This window comes from Xanthomonas sp. NCPPB 2933 (genome assembly GCF_056725225.1).
Window position 1 is genome coordinate 4,912,033 of the sequence record NZ_CM161518.1, and the last position, 26,175, is coordinate 4,938,207.

Annotated in this window: 17 protein-coding genes and 1 pseudogene; 7 read left to right on the forward strand and 11 right to left on the reverse strand. The window is 65.7% G+C overall.

Annotated elements, in window-relative coordinates; translation table 11 throughout:
• Positions 1 to 7 precede the first annotated feature (7 nt).
• Positions 8 to 541 carry a transposase gene (locus tag AC1PLU_RS20750; protein ID WP_481107120.1) on the forward strand — a complete coding sequence of 178 codons (534 nt, stop codon included), beginning with the start codon at positions 8 to 10 and terminating at the stop codon, positions 539 to 541.
• Positions 542 to 692: 151 nt separating this feature from the next.
• Here the strand turns inward: AC1PLU_RS20750 and AC1PLU_RS20755 are convergent, their stop codons facing one another.
• Genes AC1PLU_RS20755 through coaBC form a run of 3 tightly spaced genes read right to left on the reverse strand, consistent with a single transcriptional unit; the run spans position 693 to position 4,777 of the window.
• Positions 693 to 3,041, reverse strand: a complete 2,349-nt coding sequence (locus AC1PLU_RS20755) for a phosphomannomutase/phosphoglucomutase (RefSeq protein ID WP_481107121.1) — start codon at positions 3,039 to 3,041, stop codon at positions 693 to 695.
• A gap of 12 nt (positions 3,042 to 3,053) precedes the next feature.
• Positions 3,054 to 3,521 (reverse strand): dUTP diphosphatase, encoded by a 468-nt coding sequence (gene dut, locus AC1PLU_RS20760; protein WP_481107122.1) that lies wholly within the window; start codon positions 3,519 to 3,521, stop codon positions 3,054 to 3,056.
• Positions 3,518 to 4,777 (reverse strand): bifunctional phosphopantothenoylcysteine decarboxylase/phosphopantothenate--cysteine ligase CoaBC, encoded by a 1,260-nt coding sequence (coaBC, locus tag AC1PLU_RS20765; RefSeq protein WP_481107123.1) that lies wholly within the window; start codon positions 4,775 to 4,777, stop codon positions 3,518 to 3,520. Before coaBC ends, dut begins: the two co-directional genes overlap by 4 nt.
• 96 nt (positions 4,778 to 4,873) lie before the next feature.
• Here coaBC and radC point away from each other — a divergent pair, with 96 nt between their 5' ends.
• The 4 genes from radC (at position 4,874) to AC1PLU_RS20785 (ending at position 9,189) form a co-directional block, all read left to right on the forward strand.
• Positions 4,874 to 5,551: a RadC family protein gene (radC, locus tag AC1PLU_RS20770; protein WP_006448983.1), complete on the forward strand. Its 678-nt coding sequence runs from the start codon at positions 4,874 to 4,876 to the stop codon at positions 5,549 to 5,551.
• Positions 5,552 to 5,637: 86 nt separating this feature from the next.
• Positions 5,638 to 7,326 carry an arginine--tRNA ligase gene (argS, locus tag AC1PLU_RS20775; RefSeq protein WP_074056503.1) on the forward strand — a complete coding sequence of 563 codons (1,689 nt, stop codon included), beginning with the start codon at positions 5,638 to 5,640 and terminating at the stop codon, positions 7,324 to 7,326.
• Between the two features lie 45 nt (positions 7,327 to 7,371).
• Positions 7,372 to 8,271: an SPOR domain-containing protein gene (locus tag AC1PLU_RS20780; protein ID WP_481107124.1), complete on the forward strand. Its 900-nt coding sequence runs from the start codon at positions 7,372 to 7,374 to the stop codon at positions 8,269 to 8,271.
• Between the two features lie 162 nt (positions 8,272 to 8,433).
• A complete protein-coding gene (locus AC1PLU_RS20785; protein WP_481107125.1) occupies positions 8,434 to 9,189 on the forward strand; it encodes an SDR family NAD(P)-dependent oxidoreductase in 756 nt (251 codons plus the stop codon).
• Between the two features lie 165 nt (positions 9,190 to 9,354).
• Here the strand turns inward: AC1PLU_RS20785 and AC1PLU_RS20790 are convergent, their stop codons facing one another.
• The 4 genes from AC1PLU_RS20790 to speA all read right to left on the reverse strand — a co-directional run bounded on the left by AC1PLU_RS20790 (position 9,355) and on the right by speA (position 18,846).
• Complete coding sequence (locus tag AC1PLU_RS20790; RefSeq protein ID WP_481107126.1) at positions 9,355 to 10,482, reverse strand: acyltransferase family protein; 1,128 nt, start codon at positions 10,480 to 10,482, stop codon at positions 9,355 to 9,357.
• Between the two features lie 208 nt (positions 10,483 to 10,690).
• Positions 10,691 to 12,028 (reverse strand): glycosyltransferase, encoded by a 1,338-nt coding sequence (locus AC1PLU_RS20795; protein ID WP_481107127.1) that lies wholly within the window; start codon positions 12,026 to 12,028, stop codon positions 10,691 to 10,693.
• Positions 12,021 to 16,004 (reverse strand): amino acid adenylation domain-containing protein, encoded by a 3,984-nt coding sequence (locus tag AC1PLU_RS20800; protein WP_481107128.1) that lies wholly within the window; start codon positions 16,002 to 16,004, stop codon positions 12,021 to 12,023. Before AC1PLU_RS20800 ends, AC1PLU_RS20795 begins: the two co-directional genes overlap by 8 nt.
• Before the next feature lie 955 nt (positions 16,005 to 16,959).
• A complete protein-coding gene (gene speA, locus AC1PLU_RS20805; RefSeq protein ID WP_023905478.1) occupies positions 16,960 to 18,846 on the reverse strand; it encodes an arginine decarboxylase in 1,887 nt (628 codons plus the stop codon).
• A gap of 234 nt (positions 18,847 to 19,080) precedes the next feature.
• Here speA and speE point away from each other — a divergent pair, with 234 nt between their 5' ends.
• A complete protein-coding gene (speE, locus tag AC1PLU_RS20810) occupies positions 19,081 to 19,938 on the forward strand; it encodes a polyamine aminopropyltransferase (RefSeq protein ID WP_481094242.1) in 858 nt (285 codons plus the stop codon).
• A 247-nt stretch (positions 19,939 to 20,185) separates the two neighbouring features.
• Here speE and AC1PLU_RS20815 read toward each other — a convergent pair.
• Positions 20,186 to 20,795 (reverse strand): annotated as a pseudogene (locus AC1PLU_RS20815) (PH domain-containing protein).
• Between the two features lie 197 nt (positions 20,796 to 20,992).
• On the reverse strand, positions 20,993 to 21,799 hold the full coding sequence (locus AC1PLU_RS20820) for a hypothetical protein (protein WP_481107129.1): 807 nt from the start codon (positions 21,797 to 21,799) through the stop codon (positions 20,993 to 20,995).
• A gap of 561 nt (positions 21,800 to 22,360) precedes the next feature.
• Here AC1PLU_RS20820 and AC1PLU_RS20825 point away from each other — a divergent pair.
• Positions 22,361 to 23,044, forward strand: a complete 684-nt coding sequence (locus AC1PLU_RS20825) for an RIO1 family regulatory kinase/ATPase domain-containing protein (protein WP_481107130.1) — start codon at positions 22,361 to 22,363, stop codon at positions 23,042 to 23,044.
• Between the two features lie 342 nt (positions 23,045 to 23,386).
• Here the strand turns inward: AC1PLU_RS20825 and AC1PLU_RS20830 are convergent, their stop codons facing one another.
• Together AC1PLU_RS20830 and AC1PLU_RS20835 are read right to left on the reverse strand one after the other, a co-directional pair.
• A complete protein-coding gene (locus tag AC1PLU_RS20830) occupies positions 23,387 to 25,360 on the reverse strand; it encodes a glycoside hydrolase family 84 protein (protein ID WP_481107131.1) in 1,974 nt (657 codons plus the stop codon).
• 421 nt (positions 25,361 to 25,781) lie between these two features.
• The gene (locus AC1PLU_RS20835; RefSeq protein WP_197970279.1) at positions 25,782 to 26,156 is read right to left on the reverse strand and encodes a P-II family nitrogen regulator; all 375 of its coding nucleotides are present in this window, start codon (positions 26,154 to 26,156) and stop codon (positions 25,782 to 25,784) included.
• Positions 26,157 to 26,175 lie beyond the last annotated feature (19 nt).

A 26,175-nucleotide genomic window follows, 5' to 3' on the forward strand; every position in this document is an offset into this window, starting at 1 on the left:
TGGGGTCATGTCCAGCGCCTTGCTTCATCGCCCCGTCTCCATGCCAGCGCCCACTGCGGCGCATTGGCATCTGCGTTTGCAGACGCATCAACAGGTTCCGCTGTTTGCGGACTGGCGCTGCGCGCGTGCGGCGGCGGCGAGCCTTGCGATGGCCGGTCACTGGCATGGTGCGCGCCTGCTGTGCTGGGTGCTGCTGCCGGACAGTTGGTGCGCCTTGCTGCAGGCACCGGGCAAGGCTGCGCTGCTGCAGATGGCTGTTGTCGCGCGACAGGCGGCTGGCCAGGCGGTCAATCGCGCGCGTGGCCGTGGCGGAACGGTGTGGCAGCCGCAGATGCAGGCGTCGGCACTTCCGCTGCAGGCCGATCACCGCCAGTTCGCGCGCTCGCTGGTCGCGTTGCCGTTGCGTGCGGGACTGGCCGAGCAGATCGGTGGGTATCCGTATTGGGACGCGATCTGGTTGTTGCACGACGACGCCGGGAACGACGCCGCCATTCCGGCGCCGGATGATCGCTTATGCATGGCAGGTTTAGGAGGCGCGTGATCGTGATCGCTTGGGTCTGCAGGGCTCGAGCACGACGTACAAGTGATCCTCTACACCTGTCAGCGTCGAGCGCAACGGGATCGGCAACTGCTGCTCACCACCTGCTCTGCCGCCATGCCGGCAGAGCAATCGCCTATCACTCACCCGTCGATTAAAACGCCAACGGATGCTCTGGCAGCAAGGCCTGCAATTCGCTGCGGAACAACGCACGGATCCGGTTCAATGCAGCCTCGGTGTCGGCTTCGAACCGCAGCACCAGGATCGGCGTGGTGTTGGAGGCACGCACCAGGCCCCAGCCGTCGGTAAAGTCCGCACGCAATCCGTCGATCGTGGAGAGCCGCGCCGATTCGAACGGCGATTCTTCGCTGGCCTGCGCGCGCTCGACAAAGCGCGCCACCAGCGCATGCGCATCGCCGTCGACCGGCACCTTGATCTCCGGCGTGGATACGCTTTCGGGCAACGCGTTCAGTACTTCGGACGGGGTTTCCTCGCGCTGGGCCAGGATTTCCAGCAGGCGCGCGGCGGCATAGATGCCGTCGTCGAAGCCGTACCAGCGTTCCTTGAAGAAGAAGTGTCCGCTCATCTCGCCGGCCAGTTCGGCGTCGGTCTCGCGCATCTTGGACTTGATCAGCGAGTGCCCGGTCTTCCACATCAACGGGCTGCCGCCATTGCGCAACACGTAGTCGGACAGCTTGCCGGTGCATTTGACGTCGTAGATCACCAGCGCGCCGGGGTTGCGCTGCAGCACGTCGGCGGCGAACAGCATCAGCAGGCGGTCGGGAAACACGATGGCGCCATCCTTGGTGACCACGCCCAGACGGTCGGCATCGCCATCGAAGGCCACGCCGATATCCGCATCGAAGCGCTGCACCATGTTCACCAGATCGTCGAGATTGTGCGGCTCGCTCGGGTCGGGGTGATGATTGGGAAAGGTGCCATCGACATCGCAGTACAGCGGAATGACTTCGGCGCCGATCGCCTCCAGCAGTCGCGGTGCGATATCGCCGGCCACGCCGTTGCCGGCATCCACCACCACCTTGATCGGGCGGTCCAGCTGCACGTCGTCGGCGATGCGCTGGATATAGGCATCGCTGATGTCGCGCTGTTCCAGTTCGCCGGGCACCGCTACGGTGTGCAGGCGGCCTTCGTTGATGCGCTGGTGCAGGTCGGTGATCGCCGCGCCCGACAGGGTCTCGCCGCCGATCACGATCTTGAAGCCGTTGTAGTCGGGCGGATTGTGGCTGCCGGTCACCGCCACGCAGCTGCCGGCGCGCAGTTCGTAGGCGCCGAAATACACCACTGGCGTCGGTGCCAGACCGATGTCGATCACGCTGCAGCCGGCGCGGCGCAGGCCTTCGATCAGGCCGTTGGCAAGCTCCGGGCCCGACAGGCGCCCGTCGCGGCCGACCACCACCTCGCGCAGGCCCTGCGCCTGCATCACGCTGCCGATGGCCTGACCGATCAGCGCGGCAACGCCAGGATTCAAGTCCTTGCCGACCACGCCGCGGATGTCATAGGCGCGGAACATCTCGGTGGCGATCTGCACCGCCGGCACCAGGGCGGGCGGCGCGGATGCGGCGGCGTCCTGGTCCAGCGCGCGTGCCTGGCTGGCGACGCTGGCATCGTGTTGCAGGCTTTGCCCGAAGGTAGGTTCGTCGGCAGTCGATTCGCTTGCCACGCGGCGGCGCGGCAAGGCGACGCGGCCACGGCTGGCGAGTACCAACAGCACGGCGATGACGAGCAACAGCGACGCCACGATCGCGCAGCCAACTGCGCCAAGACCCAACGGGCCGCTGTCGCTCTGTCGCACGGCGGCGGCAACGCGCAGACCGCTGTCGCCCAGCGGCCTGGCCAGCGTTTCGGCGGCGTCGGCCAGCCCGGTATCGCCCTGCTCGGCGACGTTGTAGCTGCCCTGGCGCAATGCCAGATAGGCGCTGCCGGGCACTGCGATCGCATCCAGCGGACCGGTCAACCGCAACAGCGGCAGGCGCGCATACGCCACGGCCGGCTGCGTACCTAAAGTCACCGCTGCCGCCACGCCGAGGCGGACCTGCTTGGCGTCGCGCACCACATGCACCTGCGCACGTTTGCCGACCAGCGCCGACTCGAGCAGGCTCAGCCGCGCATAGCCGAAGTCCTTGGGATTTTCATAGGCAGCGGTGAGATCGCCAGACAGTACCTGCACGTCTTCGGCGCCCTTGAAGCGCTCGCGGATGGCCGAAGCGGCGGCGAGCGCATCGCCATTGGCCAACGCGGTGATGACCTGCGGCTGCTTGAGCACGGCGTCGAGCTGGCTGGCCTGCTTGGCCATGGCCTGGCTGACGTCCTGCACGGCGCGGTCGCGCGCCTGCTCGAGGTCCTGCGTCATCGCATCTTCGCGCCATTGCGCGTAGCCGCTCCAGCCGAACCAGGCTGCCAGCAGCAACAACACGCCCCCCAACACCGGACCACTCGTGCGCATGCCGGACGCGGCCTGGCTGCGCTCGCTCGCTTTGCTCATATGACGCCCCCGTCAGCGCACGCCGGTGTGGCCGAATCCACCCGCTCCCCGCGCGCTGTCGACGAAAGTATCCACCACTTGCAAGCCCACGCGCACGATCGGCAGGATCACCAGCTGCGCGATGCGGTCGCCCGGCTCGATGGTGAAGGCGGCACGGCCGCGATTCCAGGTGCTGATCAGCAGCGGCCCTTGGTAATCGGCATCGATCAGGCCGGTGCCATTGCCGAGCACGATGCCGTGGCGATGACCCAGGCCCGAACGCGGCAGAATCACCGCACATAGCTGCGGGTCGGCCAGATGGATCGCGATGCCGCTGGGGATCAGCGCCGCATCTCCCGGTTCCAGCGTCATCGGCGCTTCCAGCGCAGCGCGCAGGTCCATGCCTGCGCTGGCTTCGGTGGCATAGGCCGGCAACGGCCACATGTCGCCGAAGCGCGGGTCGAGCAACTTCACTTGCACGGACTGGGTTGGGTGGCTCATGCCTGCAATCTCTCCGCGATCAGGGCCAGCAGTTGCTCGGCCAATTCGGTTTTGCTGCTGCTGGGGAAGGCGCGTTCGCCGCCCTGCCAATAGGCGATGGCAGCGTTGTTGTCGCTTTCGAAGCCGCCGCCTTCGATCCCCACCTGATTGGCGATGATCAGGTCCAGCCGTTTGGCGGCGAGCTTGCCACGCGCATAGTGCTCCACGTCGTGCGTTTCGGCCGCAAAACCGACCACCAGCTTCAGTGCGCCGGTCTGCGCGGCGACTTCGGCCAGGATGTCCGGGGTGCGCACCAGTTCCAGGGTCAGCGTTTCGCCGGTCTTCTTGATCTTCTGCGCGACCACCCGTTTGGGGGTGTAGTCGGCCACTGCGGCGGCACCGATGTAGATGTCGGCCGGAAACGCGCCCAGCACCGCATCGCGCATCTGCGCGGCTGAGCGTACGTCGATCCGTTGCACGCCGGCCGGAGTGGTCTGATGCACCGGGCCGCTGACCAGCACCACCTCGGCGCCCTGGTAGGCAGCCGCGGCGGCCAGGGCATAGCCCATCTTGCCGCTGCTGCGGTTGCCGACGTAGCGCACCGGGTCCAGGTCCTCGAAGGTCGGGCCGGCGCTGATCACGATGCGCAAGCCGTCCAGCTGCGCGCTGCCGGGCACGAAGGCCGGCGCAGCTACGCTCCTGGAGGCCGCAGGCGCGGCGGTGCCGACCAGCGCAGCGATGATCGCCGCCGGCTCGGCCAACCGGCCGGGGCCGGATTCGCCTTCGGCCAACGGGCCGTCGTCCGGGCCGATCACGCTCACGCCACGTGTGCGCAGGGTCGCCACGTTGGCCTGGGTGGCCGGATGCAGCCACATGCGGTGGTTCATCGCCGGAGCCACGGTCAGCGGCGCGGTGGTGGCCAGGCACAGCGTGGTGACCAGGTCGTCGGCCAGGCCATGCGCCAGACGCGCCAGCAGGTCGGCGGTGGCCGGGGCGACGATCACCTGATCGGCCCAGCGCGCCAGTTCGATATGTCCCATCGCCTGCTCGGCGGCGCTGTCCCACAAGGTGGTGCGGGTGGGCTGCCCGGACAGCGCCTGGAAGCTGAGCGGGGTGACAAATTGTTGTGCGCCGCTGGTCATGGCGACCTGCACCTGCGCGCCGGCGTCGCGCAGGCGACGGACCAGTTCGAGCGATTTGTAAGCGGCAATGCCTCCGCCGACGCACAGCAGCAAGCGCTGTCCGTCCAGGGGGCGGGCCTGAGTGGAGCCGATCACGTCGGAGTCGTCCTACGGTTACAAGGACAACTAGATTAGCCGATGCCCCCGCCTGGCCTGATAGGCGTGAGCGATGAGCACCGGCAATCTCGCCATATGCACATTCACGACTGGCCCACCGACGAACGCCCGCGCGAGAAACTTCTGGCGCGCGGGGCGACTGCGTTATCCGATGCCGAGCTGCTGGCGATCTTTGTCGGTTCCGGTCTGCGCGGCCAGGACGCGGTGCGCACTGCGCGCGATCTGCTGCTTCGCCACGGCCCGCTGCGCGTGCTGCTGGATCGCCCGGCCCCGGCCCTGGCGCGCCTTCCCGGCCTTGGGCCCGCCTCGGCCTGCAAGCTCAACGCGGCGCTGGAACTGGCACACCGTCACCTGATGAGCGAGCTGGAGCGCGGCGAAGCGCTCAGCGACCCACCCAGCGTCGGCCGCTATTTTTCGCAGCGACTACGTGCAAAGGCGTACGAGGTGTTCGCGGTGCTGTACCTGGATACCAAACATCACGCCATCGCCTTCGAGGAATTGTTCACCGGCACGCTTGATGGCGCCGACATCCATACGCGCGAAGTGGTGCGACGGGCGCTACTGCACAATGCAGCGGCCGTGATCGTCGGGCACAACCATCCGTCCGGCAACCCGGAGCCCTCCGAGGCCGACCGCGCGGTTACCAAACGTCTGCTGGAGGCACTGGATCTGGTGGAGATCCGCCTGCTCGACCACTTCGTGATCGGCGACGGCCGCCCGGTGTCGCTGGCCGAGCGCGGCTGGCTGGAATGACAACGCGGCGGTGACCTGAACCGTCTGCCGGACCCGGGGGCGCGCGGTCGGGTAAAATCGGTGGTTTCGTTCCAAGCAGATCCCACGTGAAAGCCCAACTCCGCGCACTGATCGGCCAAGGCATTGAAGCCTTGCGCGCCAACGGCACCCTGCCTGCCGACACCCTGCCGCCGGATTTTGTGGTCGAGCGGCCCAAGACGCGCGAACACGGCGACTTCGCCACCAATGCCGCGATGCTGCTGGCCAAGCCCGCGCGCAGCAATCCGCGTGCACTGGCCCAGGCACTGGTCGCCGCGTTGCCGGCCAGTGACGACGTGGCCAAGGTGGAGATCGCCGGCCCGGGCTTCATCAATTTCCACCTGACACCCTCCGCCTACCAGCGCGAAGTGGCGCATGTGATCAAGCAGGGCCCCGACTACGGCCGCGGGCTGGCCGGCAATGGCCGCTCGGTGGGCGTGGAGTACGTCTCGGCCAACCCGACCGGCCCGCTGCATGTCGGCCACGGCCGCGCGGCGGCGATCGGCGACAGCCTGGCGCGCGTGCTCGATGCCAACGGCTGGAACGTCAAGCGCGAGTTCTATTACAACGATGCCGGCGTGCAGATCGAGAACCTGGCGTTGTCGGTGCAAGCGCGCGCGCAAGGGCTCACCCCCGACAGCGACGGCTGGCCGGAGAACGGCTACCGCGGCGACTACATCGCCGATGTGGCCAACGCCTACCTGGCCGGCGACACCGTCGACCTGGAAGGCCATCTGGTCACCGGCGGCAAGGACCCTGCCGATTTCGACGCGATCCGCCGCTTCGCGGTGGCCTATCTGCGTAACGAGCAGAACCACGACCTGGCCGCGTTCCGCGTCGATTTCGATATCTATTTCCTGGAAAGCTCGCTGTACAAGGACGGCAAGGTCGAAGAGGCCGTGCAGAAGCTGATCGCCTCCGGCCACACCTACGAGGAAGGCGGCGCGTTGTGGTTGAAGTCCACCGACTTCGGCGACGACAAGGACCGGGTGATGCGCAAGTCCGACGGCACCTACACCTACTTCGTACCGGACGTGGCCTATCACCTGACCAAGTGGCAGCGCGGCTACGAGCGCGCGATCACCGAGCTCGGCGCTGACCACCACGGCTCGCTGACGCGCGTGCGCGCCGGCCTGCAGGCACTGGAACTGGGCATCCCGCAGGGCTGGCCGGAATACGTGCTGCACCAGATGGTCACGGTGATGCGCGGCGGCGAAGAGGTGAAGCTATCCAAGCGTGCCGGCAGCTACGTCACCCTGCGCGATCTGATCGAAGAAACCAGCGCCGATGCGGTGCGCTGGTTCCTGATCGCGCGCAAGCCCGATTCGCAGCTCACCTTCGATATCGACCTGGCCCGTCAGCAGAGCAACGACAACCCGGTGTTCTATGTGCAGTACGCGCATGCCCGTGTGTGCAGCGTGCTGCGTCAGGCGCTGGAAAAAGGCTACAAGTACGAGCAGGCGCATGGGTTGGCCGAGCTGGCGCGTCTGGATGACGAGCATTCGCTCAACGTCATGGTCGAGCTGTCGCGCTATGCGGAAGTGGTCGAAATCGCCGGCCAGACGCTGGAGCCGTATCAGATTGCGCAGTACCTGCGTGAATTGGCGCACGCCTTCCACACGTGGTATCACAACACCAAACTGCTGGTGGACGATGCCGCAGAGCGCGACGCCAAACTCACCCTCGCCGTCGCCACGCAACAGGTGCTCGCCAACGGCCTGGAACTGCTTGGCGTCAGCGCCCCAGAAAAGATGTAAGTCGGGCCACACGGCCCGCAACGACGTGATTCGGAGAAGTGGTAGATGGCAGCACGACGCGGTAAGAGTCAGGCGCGACGCAACACCAGCAATGGCACCCCCGGTTGGGTGTGGTTGGTGGCGGGCGCCGCGATTGCGGCAGTGATCTTTCTGGCAGCGCCCAACCTGTTCAAGAAGGACGGCGACGGCTTCCTGCGTGTGGGCCCGCGCGCCAATCCCGATGCGCAGCCCGAGCCGGTGGCAGATGCCGACGTGGATACGCCGGCCGACCTGCCCAAGCCCAGCGCACAACCGCCCAAGCCGCAAGCCAAACCCGGCGATGCGCAGACGCAGTACGACTTCTACACCTTGCTGCCCGGCAAGGAAGTGCAGATGTCCGATGCCGAACTGGCGGCCAGTGCGCGTGCCGAAGAAGCCGCGCGTGCGCGTGCGGCACTGGAAGGCAAGCCGGTTGCGCCCGCACCGGGTGCAGCAGCACGTGTTGCTGCAGCCACGCCGGCCGCCAGCGTGCCGGTGCCATTGAACGAAACCGCCGCCAGCGCGCCCAAGCCGTTGGCGGAAACTGCGCCTGCGCGTCCGGCGGCCACACCGGCGCCGGCCAGCACCGCAGGGCTCACCACGCCGGCTGCCGCCGCACCTGCAACTGCAGCGCCGAAACCTGCTGCGACGGCCGCAGCGGCAACGACGGCGGCTGCACCTGCAGTGACAGACAACACCCGCTACATCCTGCAGGCCGGCTCGTTCGGCGCCTCTGGCGATGCCGAATCGACCAAGGCCAAGCTGGCGATGATGGGCCTGGCCGCACGCGTGGAATCGGCTGAAATCAGCGGCAAAACCGTCTACCGCGTGCGCATGGGGCCGTATGGCAGCGCCGGCGAACTGGCCGAAGCCAAGCAGAAACTGACCGGCAGCGGATTGCCTGCCATCGCCATCAAGGCGCAGTAGCGACAGTGCTGCAGCGCGCTTGCGGCCTGTTGCTACGACGTCGTTGCGCGCAAGCCGCTCGGTGCGGCCGGGCTGCACGCACGCCGTGCAGCGGCACGCGCATCCGGCACGGTCGCCACACCTGATTGCTTCGTCTGATCCCCCTTCGCAGGAGTTATCCCCATGTCCAAGACCGTTCTGATCACTGGCGCCACCTCCGGATTCGGCAGCGCCGCCGTGCGCCGTTTTGCTGCTGCCGGCTGGAAGATCATCGCCACCGGCCGGCGCGCCGAGCGCCTGGAGGCGCTGGCCGCCGAACTGCCCGCCGGCCAGGTGCACACCGCCGCGTTCGACATGCGCGATGCGCAGGCCTTGTCGGCAGCGATCGATGCATTGCCGGCTGACTTCGCCGACATCGATGTGCTGGTCAACAACGCCGGCCTGGCGCTGGGTACCGCGCCTGCACAGCAGGCGGACCTGACGCAGTGGCAGCAGATGATCGACACCAACGTCACCGCCCTGGTCACCCTCACCCACCGCCTGTTGCCGGCGCTGATCGCACGCCGCGGCGCGATCATCAACATCGCCTCGGTGGCGGCGACCTACCCGTACACCGGCGGCAATGTGTACGGCGGCACCAAGGCGTTCGTGCAGCAGTTTTCGCTGGGCCTGCGTGCGGACCTGCACGGCATCGGTGTGCGCGTGACCTCGATCGAACCGGGCATGGCAGAAACCGAATTCACCCTGGTACGCACCGGCGGCAACCAGGCCGCCTCCGACACGCTGTACCGCGGCGCCACCCCGATGACCGCCGAGGACATCGCCGAGCAGATCTTCTATGTCGCCAGCCTGCCGGCGCATCTGAATATCAATCGGCTGGAAATCATGCCGGTGACGCAGTCGTTCGCCGGTTTCCAGGTGGCGCGCGACGCGCAGTAACGATGGCCTTCAGCGCCAATGCCTCGGTCGCGCCGCGACCCGATGATGTGTTGATTGGCGCGTGCGCAGATCGCGCAGCATCCAAGCTCGGTGCGGCGCTGGAACTGGCGCACCGCCAGAGATGACGACAACGCCGCGCATTGCGCGGCGTTTTGCGATGCCCGGTCAGGCGCGATCAGCGGCAGCCAACGGCCGCGCGCCTGGCCGCAGCATCTTGTCGCGCAGCTGCAGAAACGGGCGCTCCACCGCGTAGTGCAAGACCGCACCGCCCAGCACTGCCATCAGGCCATACACCGCAAATGCCAGCACGCCACGCCCCTCCAGCGCCGGGCCGAACCAGCCCTGGGTGAGATGGAACACGGCCTTGTGGGTCAGATACAGGCTGTAGGAAATGCCCGCCAGCCACGCCGCGCCCGGCACGCGCAGGCCGCCAAGCACGCCGCGGGTGGCGGTGCCGGCCAGCACCAGCAAGGCGAGCCCCAACGACAACATCGGCCAGCCCAACGCATTGCCGATCAGGCCGGTGCGCTCGCGAAACAGCCACAACGCCAGCGCCAGAATCGCAATGCCGGCACACAGCACCGCGTTGCCGCGCTGCTGCAGCCGTTGCCACAGCGTGGGGCGGAAGATCTTGAGCACCGCCAGGACGACACCGGCCAGCAGACCGTCCAGACGGTTCCAGGTCGGGTAATAGAGGTCTTCGACAAACCAGTTGCGCTGCAGGCCGGCACCGGCGCTGTCCAGGGCGGTGTTGTGCCACCAGATGCCGGCACGCAGCGCGATACCTGCAACCACCACCAGCACGCAGAGCACGACAAAGCGCGCGGCCGAGGGCCGACGCATCAACAGCGTCGCGAGCAACGGAAACACCAGATAGAAATGTTCTTCCACGCACAGCGACCAGGCGTGCGAGAACGCGGCATCGCGGCCGTAATCGACGAACAGGTTCAGGGTGAAGCTGACGAACATCCACCACGGTGCCAACCCGGGCGACTCACGAAAATCCGGCCACGCCATGTAGATCGCCAGCACCACCAGAAACGCCGGCAGGATGCGGAACGCGCGGCGCAGATAGAACGCCTTGAAGTCCAGGCCTTGCCCGTGCGCCAGCGGCCGCAGCACCTGCGTGCCGATCAGAAAACCGCTCAACACGAAGAACAGGTCCACGCCCATCCAGCCGTAGCGGGACAACCACGCCCAGTCCGGACCCAGACCGCCGACCACGAAGGAATGGAACAGCATCACCCAGACGATGGCGATGCCACGCAGCAGATCGAGGGCGGGATAGCGCATGCGGGCGATGCAAGGCGAGGGAGCCCGATTGTGCCGCATCCCGCCGATGCAGCGATGCCGGCATTGACGTTGGCCGCAGCAACACGCCCGGCACCTCAACCGTGCCGCACTCAGAGACCTGCGGTAATGCCCAGCCGCATTGCCGCCTGCAATCCGCTATCGACGCTGTGGTTCCCCCACAGCGTCATCCATCACACGACGGTCTGTATCACGCGACGGCCTGCTGCTCGATCCGCTCGGTCGGCGCCACCGACACCGCCGGTTGCAGCAATCCCCATGCTTCCAGCTGATCCACCGCCCGGCTGATCCCGTCCTCCTCACGGATGCGCTGACCCAGCACGCGTGCTGCTGCACGCATGCTCGGCGCGCTGGCCTGGCGGATGGCATCGGCCAAGGTTTCCGGCTGCAATCCGACCCGTGCGAGTGCCGGGGGCGCGACGCCGCGCTGGGCCAGGCAATGCGCCCAGAACGGTTGGTCGTAGCCGAACGGCAGGACCACCGACGGAATCCCCGCAGCCAGCGCCGCACCGGTCGTGCCGGCACCGCCGTGATGCACCGCGACCGACACCCGCGGGAACAGCCAATCGTGCGGTGCCTGCTCCAGCTGGAAGAAGCGCTCCGCATCGTCGGACGCGTCTTCCCCAGCCGCCAGCCCGCCCCAGCCGCTGGCCAGCAACGCGCGTTGACCAGTCAGACGCACCGCCGCCTTGACGATGGCGGTGAGCTGCGCCGCATCGGTGCTGATCATGCTGCCGAAGCCGATATACAGCGGCGGCGGGCCGGCCTGCAGAAACGCTTCCAGCGCGGCCGGCGGCTGCCACTGCGGCTGCGGCAACTGCCAGAAACCGGCGACCTGGGCTCTGTCCGGCCAGTCCGGCGGACGTGGGCACAGATGCTCGCTATAGCCATACACCACGCGCTGCGCGCTGCGGTCGGGACCACTCCATGGATACGCCGGCAGCCCCAATGCCGGGCGCACGATGCCGTTGAGCGCCGGGCGCATCAGCTGCCAGCCGGCAAAGCGCACCGCATGATGCAGTGCCACACTCACCAGCCCCGGCAGACGCACGGTGGGCATCACCATCAACGGCACATGGCGCGAGGCGGTCAGCGGCTGCAGTTGCGTGAACACCACCGGCAGGCCGTAGGCCTGGCCCAGGCTATGTGCCAGCAAGCTCGCGCTGCCCACGCCGAGAATCAAACCGGCATCGGCACAGGCCGCGCGGCCCTGCTCGGCCCAGTCGCGCGCCCAGTCCATCAGTTGTGCGCGCAAGGTGCCCCAGATGCCACGCCAGCCGCCGCGCATCTCGGCGACATTCGGATGGCCCTGCAACAGCTTCTGGTGGTCGCCGCTGAGCGGAAAGAACTCCAGCCCATTGGCGCGGATCAGGGATTCGAAGTTGGCGCTGGTCAGCACCCGCACCGGATAACCGCGCTCCTGCAGGCCGCGGCCCAGCGCGATGATCGGGCGCACATCGCCATGCGTGCCCAGGGTGGCGATCAGTACCGGACGGTGAGGTGCCGGCGTCTGCAGTGACTCAGGCATATTCGGCCACCCCGTCGCTGGCGGTGGCAATGCTGCCATCGCGTTGTGTGGCTTTCGCAGTGGCCGCGTGCAGCAACGCGCTGAGCGTGGCCGAATGCGTGGACGACAGCATCGAATGATGGTCGCTGTCCAAGGTATGCAGGTGCAGATTGCGCACGTACGGGCGCCAGGCCTGCGGCCGGTAATCCACCCACACTGCATCGTCGCCGCCGGAGGTCATGCGCACGCTTGCTTCGACGAACAGCACATCCTGGTCCAGCGGCTTGGGGCGATGACGCCGCGCCAGCTGCAGGTGGTGCTGGGTCATACCGCCCATGTCGTCCAGCAGCGTGGGGCGTTGTTCGAGCAGCTGGCGCACCGCGGGCAAATCGTTCAACCCGTAGTGATCGCATAGCAGGCTGGCCAGTTCGGCCACCGTGGTCGGCATCGGCTGGCCGTGTGCCAGCGTCAGGCCCAGCGCATGCACCGATGCGCGAACGTTTTCCGATTCCGGCAACGATGCGGCCTGCTCCAGATGCGGGTAGCTGTCGAGCATTGCCAGCAACTCGACTTCTTCGCCAAGCGCATGCAACTCGGCGGTGATGGCATGGGCGATCAAGCCGCCCAGCGACCAACCGATCAGCCGATACGGCCCGTGCGGCTGCACGCTGCGCAGACGGGCCAGGTAATCGCGCGCGATCGCCTCGATGCTCTCCGGGCGATGCTGAGGGTCGCTCAATGCCGGCGACTGCAATGCATATACCGGCCACTGCGGATCGAGCTGACCGAGCAGGGTGAGATACGACCAGCCCAGACCGACCACCGGATGGATGCAGAACAGCGGCGTGGTGCCCGGCGTACCCGCACGCAACGGCAACAGCACGCCGAGCGGATCGTTCGGGGTCTGCGCGCTGCGTTTGATCACCTCGGCCAGACCGGCAATCGTCGGCGCATGGAACAGCGTGCCCAGCGGCAGTTCGACGCCGAACATCTGCGGGAAACGCGCTGCCATTTCTGCCGCGCGCAGCGAGTCGCCGCCGAGTTCGAAGAAGTTGTCTTCCACACCGACGACTTCAATGCCCAGCACGTCCTGCAACATCGCTGCCAGTTGGTGTTCGAGCGCATCGCGTGGCGCTACATGCGCGCGCTGCGGCAATGCGCCCGGTGACGGCAATGCGCGGCGATCCAGCTTGCCGTTGGGTGTCAGCGGCAGTGCCTCCAGCGGCATCCACAGCGTGGGAATCATCGACGCAGGCAAGCGTTGCTGCAGATGCGCGCGCAGCAGCTCGGTCGCCGGCATGGTTCCGTGCTTGCCCACCACATAGGCCAGCAACTGCAACGCGTTGTTGTCGCCATCGCTATGGCCAACCACCACCGCCTGGGCTACCTGCGAATGCAGCAGCAAGGCGTTTTCGATTTCGGCCGGCTCCACGCGATGGCCGCGGATCTTCAATTGCGCGTCCGCACGGCCGATGAACTCCAGCATGCCGTCGCGGCGCTGACGCACGCGGTCGCCGGTGCGGTACATGCTGCTGCCGTCATCGGCAAACGGGTCGCGCACGAAGCGCTCGCTGGTCAGCTGGCGCTTGCCGCGATAGCCCTTCGCCACACCTGCGCCGCCGATATACAACTCGCCGATCGCGCCGGTGGGCAGCGGCTGCCGCTGCGCATCCAGCACGTAGACGCGCGTATTGAGCAGCGGCCTGCCGATGGGTGGGGCTGCGGCGTCGGTCAGCTGCAACGGCATGATGGTCGACCAGATGGTGGTTTCGGTCGGCCCGTACAACTGGGTCAGGCGCCCCACCCGGCTCAGCAACTGCGTCGCCAACTCCGGCACCAAGGCCTCACCGCCGACCAGCGCGTGGATACGGTCCAGTGCCAGATCTTGGTTGGCCAACAGGATGCGCCACAACGACGGCGTGGCCTGCACCACGCTGATCTGCTCGTGCGCAATCAGGCGCGACAGGCTGCGTGGATCGTGAGTGATGCCGGCTGGTGCGATGACTACGCGTGCGCCCACCAACAACGGCAGGTACAACTCCAGCCCGGCGATATCGAAGGTGATGGTGGTGACTGCCAGCACACGATCGCGCGGGCGCAATGCCAGTTCGTGCTCCATCGCATGCAGGAAATTGAACAGATTGCGATGGCTGATTTCCACGCCCTTGGGCGCGCCGGTCGAGCCGGAGGTGTACAACACGTAGGCGGTGCCATCCGGCGTGGCGAGCGGTGCGATCGCCGCCGGCAACACGGCCGGGCGCGGGTCCAGCCACACCATGCCACCGAGCAGATAGCGCTCGCACAACGCCGGCTCGCAGACCAGCGCGATGGCGCCGGAATCGTTGAGCATCTGCCGATTGCGCGCGGCCGGGCTTTCCGGGTCCAGCGGCAGATAGGCCGCCCCGCTCCACATCACCGCCAGCAAGGCCACCAGCAATTGCTCGCTGCGCGGCAACGCGATGGCGACCACATCGCCCGGGCCCACGCCGTCGGCCACCCACTGCGCGGCAACGCGCGAGGCAAGCTCGCAGAGCGTGGCGTAATCCAGCGTGCGGTTGTCGTATTGCACCACCACCGCCGCCGGCATCAGCTCGGCACGCTGCAGCATGCCGTGCAGCAGCGTGCTCGGCTCCGGCAGCGGCGCAGCGGTGTCGTTCCAGGTGTGCAGCAGCCGCTGGCGCTCGTCGTGACCCAGCACATCGATCAGGCCGAGTGCGCACTCCGGATCTGCCAGTACCGCATCGGCCAGGTGGGTCAGGCGGCGGCAATGTTCTGCCAGCTCGTCGCTGTCGTACAACGCCGGGTTGGCATCCAGGTCGAAGCGCAACGCGGCGCCATCGCCACGCTCGTAGCAGAAGATGGTCAGATCGTCGGCCGGACCGTTGCAGAGGTTGTGCGGCACTGCATACGCCTCGCCGAAGCGCAGCGCGTAATCGAAGGCCTCGATATTCACCGCCAGCCGCGCGAACTTCTGTTCGATGCCGAACACGCCCAGGTCGCGACGCACATCCTCGAAGCGGTATTGCTGGTGCCGCAAGGCATGCTTGACCACCGAGGACACCTGCGCGAACAAGTGATGGATCGGCTGCTGCGGATCCATCTTCAAACGCAGCGAAATCACGTTGGCCACCAGCCCGGCGGTTTGCCGGTAACGCGCATTGATGCGGCCGGTCACCGGCATTGCGATCACCAGATCCTCGGCACCGGTGCAGCGGTAGTAATACGCGGCAATCAGCGAGATCAGCATCTGCGGCAGGCTGGCGCCATAGTCCTTGCCCAGCGCACGCAAACGCACCACCTGCTGCGGCGAAAACTGCCCGGTGCCACGCAACAACCCGGTGGACAGCTGATTGCCCGGCCGCGCCAAGGTGGCCGGCGGCGGCAAATCGGCCAGCTGTTGCATCCAGTAGGTGCGATCGCGCTGAAAACGATCGGACTCGCGATAGTGCTGCTCCAGTTCGTTCAACGACAGCGCACTGCCGTACTGCGCAGGTTCCGGCTCGCTATCGGTAGCGTAGGCGTTATAGAGCACCGCCATGCGTTGCATCATGATCGATGCGCAATAGCCATCCATCACCAGATGGCTCACGCACTGCACCCACATATGGTGATCTTCGCCAAGACGGAAGACCGCGCAGTGCCACAACGGCCCGTCCTGCAGGTTTTCCGGCTTGCGGATTTGTTCGTCCACCCAATGCTCGGCCGCGTTGCGCGGCGAGGGATCTTCGCTGAGATTGAAGTACGGAATGGCGGCCGTGTATTCGGGACGGATGACCTGGCCGGGCACGCCATCGTGTTCGACGATGCACAGCCGCAGTGTGTCGAACTCGCGCGTCAGCTGCATGCTGGCGCGTAGCAATAGCTGCGGATCGAGAGGGCCGAACATCTCCAACGCTTCGGACAACATCAAGGTGTTGTCGGTGTGCAACTTGCTGGCAACCCACAGGCCGCGTTGCGCTTTAGTCAGGGGAATCACGGGAGAGGCGTCAGCGTGCATTGCGTGCATCCTTCTTGTGTGGCGCGCAGTCGCCCAACGGGTCTTGCCCGCAATGCGGTCAACGAGACGCCGGATCAGCACTTGGCCTAAAAAACGTTTAGGTAGAAAACACCATCGACCACCGGCAGAGGCCGGCGATACGCAGTTGGAACACTCGATAAAGACGCACAATGGAGACGTACAACGAAGTAGCACGGAGGTAACACCAAGACGTGCAACTGCGTTTTTCTTGAAGCACTTGCTTCCCGGCAAGTTAATAAACACTAACAATCGGGCAACACAATGAACCGTGCAAAAATCACGAATTGCGCGTTTCCTGCAAATATTTTTTAATGAAGTGTGATTGCAGTTAGTGTTCTGGATACATACGTCTGTTTGGGGGTTCGGCGCTGCATGCAGCGCCACACACAAAACGCGACGCATGTCGCGTCGATGCGGCAGGTGCGCGATTGCAGGCGAAATTGCAGGCGGATTTGCGTTCTCCGCATTGCATAAAAGACCGCAATGCATAAGACCACTGCGCGCGGCAGCGTTGATATAGCTGCGCTACCAGACAAATCACTGCACGACATGCGGCATCGCTTGCGACACCTAGCGCGTGCATTCGTTCGATCATGCGTCGGTCGTTTGGATGTCATACGACTGCGGCACTCTGTAGATCAACGGCGCGGGGTCGCGCGGGTCACAGTGCGCTGTTTTATGTGGACTGCGCCGGTGCGCGTCTGCCCGAGGTCATGCGTGCGTGACTGAGCGGTGGCAAGCGGCCCTCAAGGCGCGCTGGCAGGGCGGTGCCCAACAGATTCATGCGAAGGCCGATCACCGGCCGCGTCCGCTTTACGACTGCTCACTCGTTCTATGCAGCTCTTCTACGCGGCTGTAGCGGCGCGGACTCAGTGCTGATCTTGCATCGGCACTGCCTGCGCGCCACGGCGTCGGCCGCGGCGCGCGTACTGCTTCAGCCCAACGGTTCGTCGGACAGATAGGTGTAACCGGTCAGCCCGGCTTCCAAGGCGTCGTGCAATTCCTGCGCACGCTCCGGCGACAGCTGCGCGGCGGCGATGCGCTCGGCATAGGTCGCGCGCAGCGTGTCCAGCTGATAGCCCACGTAATCCAGCATCACATCGGTGGTATCGCCACGGCGCTGCTGCGCAATGCGATAGCCATCGCCGTCCACGGCCACTTCCACCGCATCGGTATCACCGAACAGGTTATGGATATCGCCGAGAATTTCCTGGTAGGCGCCGACCAGGAAGAAGCCGATGCGATAGCTCTCGCCCGGATTCAACGTGTGCAGCGGCATCGAGCTGTCCAGGCTTTCGTTCTCGACGTAGGTCTTGACCATGCCGTCCGAATCGCAGGTCATGTCGGCGATGATGCCGCGCCGTTGCGGCGCTTCGTTCAAGCGCTCGATCGGCACGATCGGGAACACCTGATCGATCGCCCACACATCCGGAATCGATTCGAACACGCTGAAGTTGACGAAGTACTTGTCCACCAGCCGCTCGTTGAGCTCGTCCAGCACCGGGCGGTGGCTCTTTTCGTCGAAGCTCAGGCGTGCACGCACGCCATGGGCGATCGCGTAGAACAGATCGTCGATACGCGCGCGGTGGGTGAGGTCGATCTGGCCCAATGCATACGCACTCAGGCCTTCGGCATGGAAGTGCTGCGCCTCCTGGAACAGTTCCACCGCCGGGCGCACGTCTAGCTCATCGTGGATCTCGCGCAGGTGGCGAATCGCTGCCGGTTCGTCGTCGTGCGCGTCGGGCACGCGACCTTCCGGCGCCTGCTCCACTTCGGACACATTGGCGATCAGCACCGCGTGGTGCGCGGTCATCGCGCGGCCGCATTCGGTGACGATGCGCGGCGGGGTCAGGCCATGCTCTTCGCAGGCATTGGCCAGCGGCTGCACGATATTGCTGGCGTAGGAATGCAGGCCATAGTTGATCGAGCAATAACTGCGCGAACGCGTGCCTTCGTAATCGATACCCAGGCCGCCGCCGACATCCACATGGCTGATCTTGGCGCCCAGGCGCGAGAGCTCCACGAAATAGCGTGTGGCCTCGCGCATGCCGTTGGCGATGTCGCGCACGTTGGAAATCTGCGAGCCCATGTGGAAATGCAGCAACTGCAGGCAGTCGGCGTATTCGGTGTCGCGCAGCGTCTTCCACAGATCCAGCACCTGGCGCGGCGACAGCCCGAACTTGGCCTTGTCGCCACCGCTGTTCTGCCATTTGCCCGCGCCCAGCGAGGCCAGCCGCATGCGCACGCCCAGGCCCGGCTTGACCTCCAGCGCGCGCGCCTCTTCCAGCACCAGCTTCAGCTCGGAGGGCTTTTCGATGACGATGAAGGTCTGCAGGCCGAGCTTGCGCCCAATCAGTGCCAGGCGGATGTATTCGCGGTCCTTGTAGCCGTTGCAGACGATCAACCCGCCCGGGCGCGACAGTGCCAACACCGCCATCAGCTCCGGCTTGCTGCCCGCTTCCAGGCCAAAGCCCTCGCCATGGTGGCTGGCCAGCGTGCCAGCCACGCCGCGATGCTGGTTGACCTTGATCGGGTAGACGGCCGTGTAGCCGCCTGCGTAATCCCATTCGGACTGCGCCTGCGCGAACGCGGCCTGCAGCTTGCCCAGGCGCTGGCCCAGGATGTCCGGGAAGCGCACCAGCAGCGGCAGCTTGGCGCCAGCCGCGCGCGCGGCGTCCACCACCTCGGGCAGCGACACCGACGGGCCATCGGTGGTCGGCGTGACCACGATGTGTCCGGCAGCGTTCACATCGAAATACCCGTCGGCCCAATGCGGGATCGAATAGGTCTTGCGGGCTTGGTCGAGGGACCAATCGCTCATTTCGCTGACTCGGCTGGGGCAAAAAGGGCGTGAAGTGTAACGCCTGGCACGCGCAGGGTCCGTTACAATCCGCGCCGACTTGATGCCCCGCTCCTGGTTGGAGTGGGGTTGGTGAGGGTTCGGTAGTGCCGTCAGCAGCTTGGTGCATGAGGCTGCGCCCGACCCTCATCCGGCGCTTTGCGCCACCTTCTCCCGGAGGGAGAAGGAACAGCCCCCTTCCTTTTAGGATTTTGCATGAGCGCCAACGACAACTGGTACATCGAACACTTCCAGCCGACCGGCTCGGCGATCGGCTTTCGCGTCAGCGGCAAGCTGGACGAGGTGCAGTCCCCGTTCCAGAAGATCGAGATCTACCAGACCACCGACTGGGGCAAGCTGATGCTCATCGATGGCGCGGTGATGCTGACCAGCCGCGACAATTTCTTCTATCACGAGATGATCAGCCACCCGGCGCTATTCACCCACCCCGCACCCAAGCGCGTGGTGATCATCGGCGGCGGCGACTGCGGCACGCTGCGCGAGGTGCTCAAGCACCCGGGCGTGGAAAGTGCCACCCAGTGCGATATCGACGAGCAGGTCACGCGCATGTCGGAGAAGTATTTCCCCGAGCTGTGCGATTCCAACCACGATAAGCGTGCCGAGCTGCTGTTCGACGACGGCGTGGCCTACATGGCCAACTGCTCGGCCGGCAGCGTGGACATCGTGATCGTCGATTCCACCGACCCGGTCGGCCCGGCCGAAGGCCTGTTCAACAAGGCGTTCTACGACAGCTGCTTCAAGGCGCTGAAGGACGACGGCATCCTGGTGCAGCAGTCCGAATCGCCGCTGGCGCTGCTGGAGCTAATCAAGGAAATGCGCACCGAAATGGGCAAGGCCGGCTTCCAGTCGTTCAAGACCCTGCCGTTCCCGCAGCCGTGCTACCCCACCGGCTGGTGGAGCGTGACCATGGCCAGCAAGCAGGCCAACGCCGATTTCGCGTTCCGCCAAAACGATGCGCAGGCCAAGGGTTTCGAGACGCTGTACTACACCGCGCACCTGCATACCGGCGTGCTGGTTGCACCGCCGTTCGTGGCCAAGGCGCTGGGCGAGTAAGCATGTCATCGGGCCGGCGCCGCTTGCTGCGCGCCGGCCCGATTGAAAAGAACCGGCGCATCGTTCGCGTGCGCTGGTCCTGCAGATTGGGGGCGAAGACAGCACCGCTTACAGGCGTGCTGGCGATGCTCGCAGTGTCGCGTAGCATCGGCAGGGCCATGTGTGCACTACGACTCCGCTGCGCGGTACGCATCTACCTGAGGCTTGTGCGCGTAGTGCCGCCAGCCCCGTTCTTCGTTTGCCAGCCCTAGAGCCGTGCCAGCACTTCAGCCTTCTTGGCGTCGAATTCTTCCTGGGTCACCAACCCGGCATCCAGCAACTGCTTGAGCTTGCTCAGCACCTGCATCGGATCATCCGCGCCGGCCACCGTAGTCGCTGGCACTGAAGGCGCCACGCCCTGCGCTGCAGGCGCATGCACCACCACACCGCCGGCCGACGCACGCAACTTGTCGAACTCCAGCTGCTGACGTTTTTCGTGGGCCGATTCTTCCACCTGCTGGGCATAGGCGTAGACCCGCCGTGCCTGTTTCTTGGGCAGGCTGTCGATGGACAGGTAGCCGCCCTGCGTGGTGCGGCACATGATCGTTGCGCCCAGCATCTGCTCGCTCATATGCACGTCGAGCACCTCGCGCCAGGGGACATCGCGAAACGTCATCCCGAACAGCGTGGGGTGTACAACGATGAATCTGCGATTGGTCAGCACCACCGCGGCCGGCGACAAGTTCATCACCATCTTCTTTTGCACCGCGATGTACTCGACCTGCTCGTCGCGGGTCAGCAACGTTCACCTTGGGCAGGATCTTGCCCACGGCCACCGGGTCCTGCTCGTCGGTCAGAAATTGCGTAAAGACCTCCATACCTTCCTCGTCGTGATTGCTTGCGCCGCAGCGTTGTCTTGTATGACACCACATCCGTGCCTTCGTGGTGCCGATCAGAGCTCCGACAAAGCGTGCGCAGTACCGGATCACCGAGCGCTTCATATAGCCCAACGGCAACAAGGCGGATGTCGCCATCCGCCTTGCTGTGTGCACAACGCTGTTTTTCTATCGCCGGCTCAAAAGCGGACTTCGGCGCCGAAGCTCAGCACTTCGGCACGATTGATGGTGATGTCTTCGTAGTCGTCGTAGTACTCGTCGGCGTACAGGTAGTTCGTGTAGAGCGCGCTCAGACTGAAATGCTTGCCGATATCCACACCGAGGCCCGCACCCAGATATGCGCCGTAAACACGCTCGGTGTAGTCCTCGCCTTTTGCCTCGCCTCCCCAATAGCCCATGCGTACCAGAGCGAACACAGGGGTGTCGCCGAAGTTGAAGCGCGCCGTTCCACCGATGCTGCCGAAGTCCACTGTCGGAATGACGACAAAGCCATCCGCATCCTTCGAACCGTCGACCTTTCCGGTGGCCACTTCAATGCCGACCAGCGTGACCGGACCAGCACGCCAGCGGTAACCGACGTTGAAGCCCGCCATGTCCTGCTTGTTCCCCTCGAACACCTTGGCTTCGCCGCCCTGCGCGCCCAAGAACATGCCGCTCTTGAGGCGCTGTTCTTCTTCGCGCGGCGCAGGCGCAACGTAGGCAGGCACCGGTGCGGGCGGTGCCGCCGCTGCGGGCGTCTGCGCCGTCACCGTGGTGAAGCCGCCGGTCTCGCCGGCTGCGCTGTCTTGCACTGCCGTCTGTCCTGCGGCGGTACCGTCTTGCGACGGGCCGGACGGCGGCGCCGGTGCGGTGGCCCCCTGGGTGCCAGCCTGCTGTTTTTGCTGTTGCCGATAGTTGTCCCAGCCACGCGACAACGACTGCGCGGCCGCGTCGGAAACGCAGCCCAGCGCCGTGCAGGCCAACAGCCATGTTGCGGTCCTTTTCATCGCATTCCCCAATGAGTCGTACTCCATCGTCCCCGCATCCATGCGCACGCAGGCATGACCTGGCGGCGTCCGGAAGTGGCGCAGTTGCTGTCCAATTCGGGGGCTTTCCCAAAATCACAGGATCGTGCGCGTACTCGGCTTCAGGCATCGTCCGTGTGGACGTGCCGGTACTGCGCGTGATGCAGCCCCCTGACCGCAGCCGGCACAGTGGATCGAGTCTCAGCACCTGTCAAGAAGGACTGTGATCGCTGCCTGTTGGCGTGCACAGTGGCCAATCAGCGTTCCGGTGAGCGCTTGTGCCGACGGGCGCGGCACGCGATGCGGTAAATGCACGCTCGCTGCAAGCAGCGCGTCGCACAGAGATACCGACAACATTGATCGCAGCTGACTCTGCAAGCTGTTGATTCTTCGAGCCGTTCCACTCCCGGAACATTTCATTTTTTTAACAAATATAATTTCAATACTCGCAAGTTCTAAAATTCATCGGACCGATCCCCCGCGATCATCGTAAACCTGCCAGACGCGTGATTCCTCCGCGCCGCCAAGGTCCGGAGACTTGCCATGCACTACCAGCCGCTGGACACCTCCAGCCTGCAAATCGTCACGCCCGTGCTGCTCAAGCAGGGCACCCGGCTGCTCGAGCCCAACGTCTATCGCACGCATCTGGATGGGCAACTGGCGGTGGTCAAGGACTACAGCCGCTACCGCCGTACGCTGCTGGCGCCGATCGCGCGGCTGATGGTGCGGCACGAGTCCAAGATGCTGGCCCGCCTGCACGGCTGGCGGCATGCGCCGGCCCTGCTCGGCACGCTGGGCGGGCTGGCACTGGGCATGGAGTTCATTCCGGGCGACACCCTCAGCGCCAGCGCGGTGGTCGGCCAGGAGGTGTTCCAGCAGCTGCAGCATGCGCTGCGCCGTCTGCACGCAGTCGGCATCACCCACAACGATCTGCACGGCACCAATGTGGTGATCAGTGCCGGCGTGCCAGTGCTGATCGATTTCACCTCGGCCTGGCGCTTCCCGCGCTGGTTGCGACGCGGCACGCTGGCGCGTCAACTGCAGCGCAGTGACTTGGCCAATTTCCAGAAGATGCGCCAGCGCCTGGCCGGTATCGCGCCGACCGCCGACGAGGCCGCACGCAGCGCCGAGCCGCGCTGGGTACGCACCATCCGCGGCAGCTGGAAGCGGCTGTATCGGCACCTGAAGCGCGATGCGCAGCCGGTAGCGCCGAACGAAACCCGCTGACCGGCAAGTTGCCGTCACCCACCTCCCAGGTGCCACGCGGGGAGCGCGGCACCTGGGCGGTGACGCGCAATTGCGCAATGCATCCAGCACCAGCGCAGGGGAACAACGCATCTCGATCTGCGTGCCGCATGCTGATCCGGCGACGCGGGCCACGCCCACCGGGCTGCACGCCTGACCATCCCGATGACACACCAGCGGTGCGCCTATCCACCTGGCGAGCAATCGCCAGGTGGTGCGCAACTGCGCAGGGGAACCACAGTGGACAAGGGGTCCGCGTCGATGCCGCGCACCGGCGACGCCTGTCTAGTGGCTAGGCCGTCGTCCGGTCGCCGCCCCAGGTCGTCACTGCGCGTTTGCCGCTTCGGCTGTCGACTGCACGCGGTAGGCGATCAGGCGCGGCGCGTCGGCGACGAAGCGGTCCAGTACGCCATCGGCGATCTTGACCGGGCCACCGAAACGCGTGGCGCCGGGAATCGAGGGGATCGCTGCGGCTTCGGCGGCACTCTGCTTGGCATCGGTAAACGCCACTGCCGCCTGCGCATCACCGCGATTGGCGGCATCCAGGCCGCCAGCGGTTTGCTGCAACGCGCGGCCCCAACCTTGCATCGCCTCCAGCCAGGGGCGCGATTGTTCCGCAAAGCCCTTGTCGGCCACGCCTTCGCGAATGATCTGCGGCGCGGCAGCAATCTCGTCCGCCGTGCGCGCCAGCTCGGCGATGGCCTGGCTGCGCGCCGCCGCATCGCCGAGCGCGATCGTCTCGCGCACATGGTCGAGCACCGCCTTCAGCTGCGGCGCCTGTTCCTGCCACGGCTGGCTGCCGAAGGTCGGTGCCAGATGCTGGGTGTCGAAGAAGGTGAGCAGCGCGGCAGTCACCCGCGCATCGCCTCCGGCCAGATCGCGTGCGGCCGCATGCCAGGTGCGCTGCGCGTCGTAATCCTTGTCGTTCCACGCGAACGCGGTCAGCCCCATCACCGCGACGCGGCTGGGCACTTCCTGATTCATCGGATTGGAGACGATGCCAGACAATTCCGCCGACAAACCCGCTTCGCGGCGCGCGTACGGCGCCATCAGCAGACGCCCGGCCGAGGTCTCGAAATCGTTGACCGGGTAGTTGTCCCACAGCAGCGTCTTGCGGCCGAACGCCTTGGTGGCCGCGCGTGCATCGGGGATGGAAATGGCCGGCGGCACCACGTCGGTGCCGGTCCACTGCACCACGATCTTCGGGTCCAGGTGCTTGCGCAGCGCTTCCTTGTACGGACTTTCCTTGGCGTCGAAATACTCGGTCGGCACCATGATCAGTTCCGACGACGCATCGTGGCGGGCGACCAGATCGGCCTGCACCAGGTTGAGCAGATGCGACTGCGCGATGCCGGCCGCTTGCGCACCCGAATCGCCGAAGGTGGTCTTGTCGCGCTCGCAGTTCCACTTGGTGTATTCGATATCGTCCAGCGCCACATAGAAGCTGCGCACGCCCAGCGCGCGGAAGGCATCGAACTTGCGCAGCAGCGCCTTGGCGTCGGCCGGATCGGAGAAGCACACCGTCGGCCCCGGCGAGATCGCATAGACGAAGTCGACATGATTGCGTTTGGCGGTGGCCGCCAGCTTGCCCAGCGCCTTCAACGTGGCGGCCGGATACGCCTCGCGCCAGCGGTCGCGCGCGTACGGGTCGTCCTTCGGGCTGTAGATGAAGGTATTGGCCTTGGTGCGGGCAAGAAATTCCAGATGCTTGGTGCGATCGGCCATCGACCACGGTGCACCGTAGAACCCTTCGATGGTGCCGCGGATCGGCATCGCCGGATGATCCTGGATCACCAGGGTCGGGATGGCGGGGCGCTCGACCAGCTGACGCAGCGTCTGCGCCGCATGGAACAGCCCATCGTTATCGTGACCGGCCAGCGTGATCAGGCTGCCGTTGCCGAGCGCGACGCTGGCGAGCGTATAGCCCTCCTTGTGGGTGTCCTGCCCCGCCTTGCTGCGCGTCAGGGCATCGCGCACCACCGCCGCCTCGCCGGTGCCGAGCACGATATGCGGGCGGTCGAGCGTGGCAGGCAGACGCGATGCGGTGGAGATCTTGGTCACGCCAGCGGTGCCGAGGATACGGCGCACCAGCGCGACCGACGCCGGGTCCGCACCCGGCGCCACCACCAGCACGACCGACCGACCGAGCGTGACGGTGCCGCCCTCCAGCGCGATCGACGTCGGGCTCGGAAAGATCGCCGGCTGTGTGACCGGCTGCGCCAGCGCAGGGGCCGTTAGGCTTAGCGCCACCAGGACCGGAAGCAGGCGCAAGCCCGACTTGCCATCACGTCGCTTCATTCCGAACTCCGGTATTGAAATGGTATTAGCCACTAGAGTAGGCAAGTCATCGCGCGGCGACAAGCAGGGGTCGCATCAGGACGTTCTAGGTCTCTTCGACGATTGGCAGCTGGGTTACGGGCAGGCGGCCGGTACCGTTGCTTGCCTCTGGTGTCGGGGCCGATCTGCGGTATTGAAATGGTATGAGCCGGCCACGTAGCGCGGCGCGCGTTGGCGATACTTGGGCCATGCAGCCAGGCTGCTCCACCGAAGGTGGGCCCGGCTGCCAATTTCATAAACGCGTTGGTTGTCAGCTGGATGCCGCCTACGAGGGCATTGACCGACGGTGCAGACCCGGCCCCGTGGCGCTGTTTTTCTGTCATCGGTCAGTTGCCTGCGCAATGCCGGCACAGCATCGACCGAAGTCGCTTCCGGTGACGCCTTACAACGCGTCGCTATCCAGCTCGCCGGTGCGGATGCGCACCACGCTGCCCAGGTCGTAGACGAACACCTTGCCGTCGCCGATCTTGCCGGTGCCGGCCGCCGCGACGATCGCCTCGACCACACGCTCGGCCTGGTCGTCGGTCACCGCCACTTCGATCTTCACCTTGGGCAGGAAATCGACCACATACTCGGCGCCGCGATACAACTCGGTGTGGCCTTTCTGGCGCCCGAAGCCCTTGACCTCGGTCACCGTGATGCCCGCCACCCCGCAGCCGGCGAGCGCTTCGCGCACATCGTCGAGCTTGAACGGTTTGACGATGGCCATGATCATTTTCATCGGTGCAGATCCCAGGGCATGACGGTCGCGCAGCATACCGTGGACGGCCGCAACA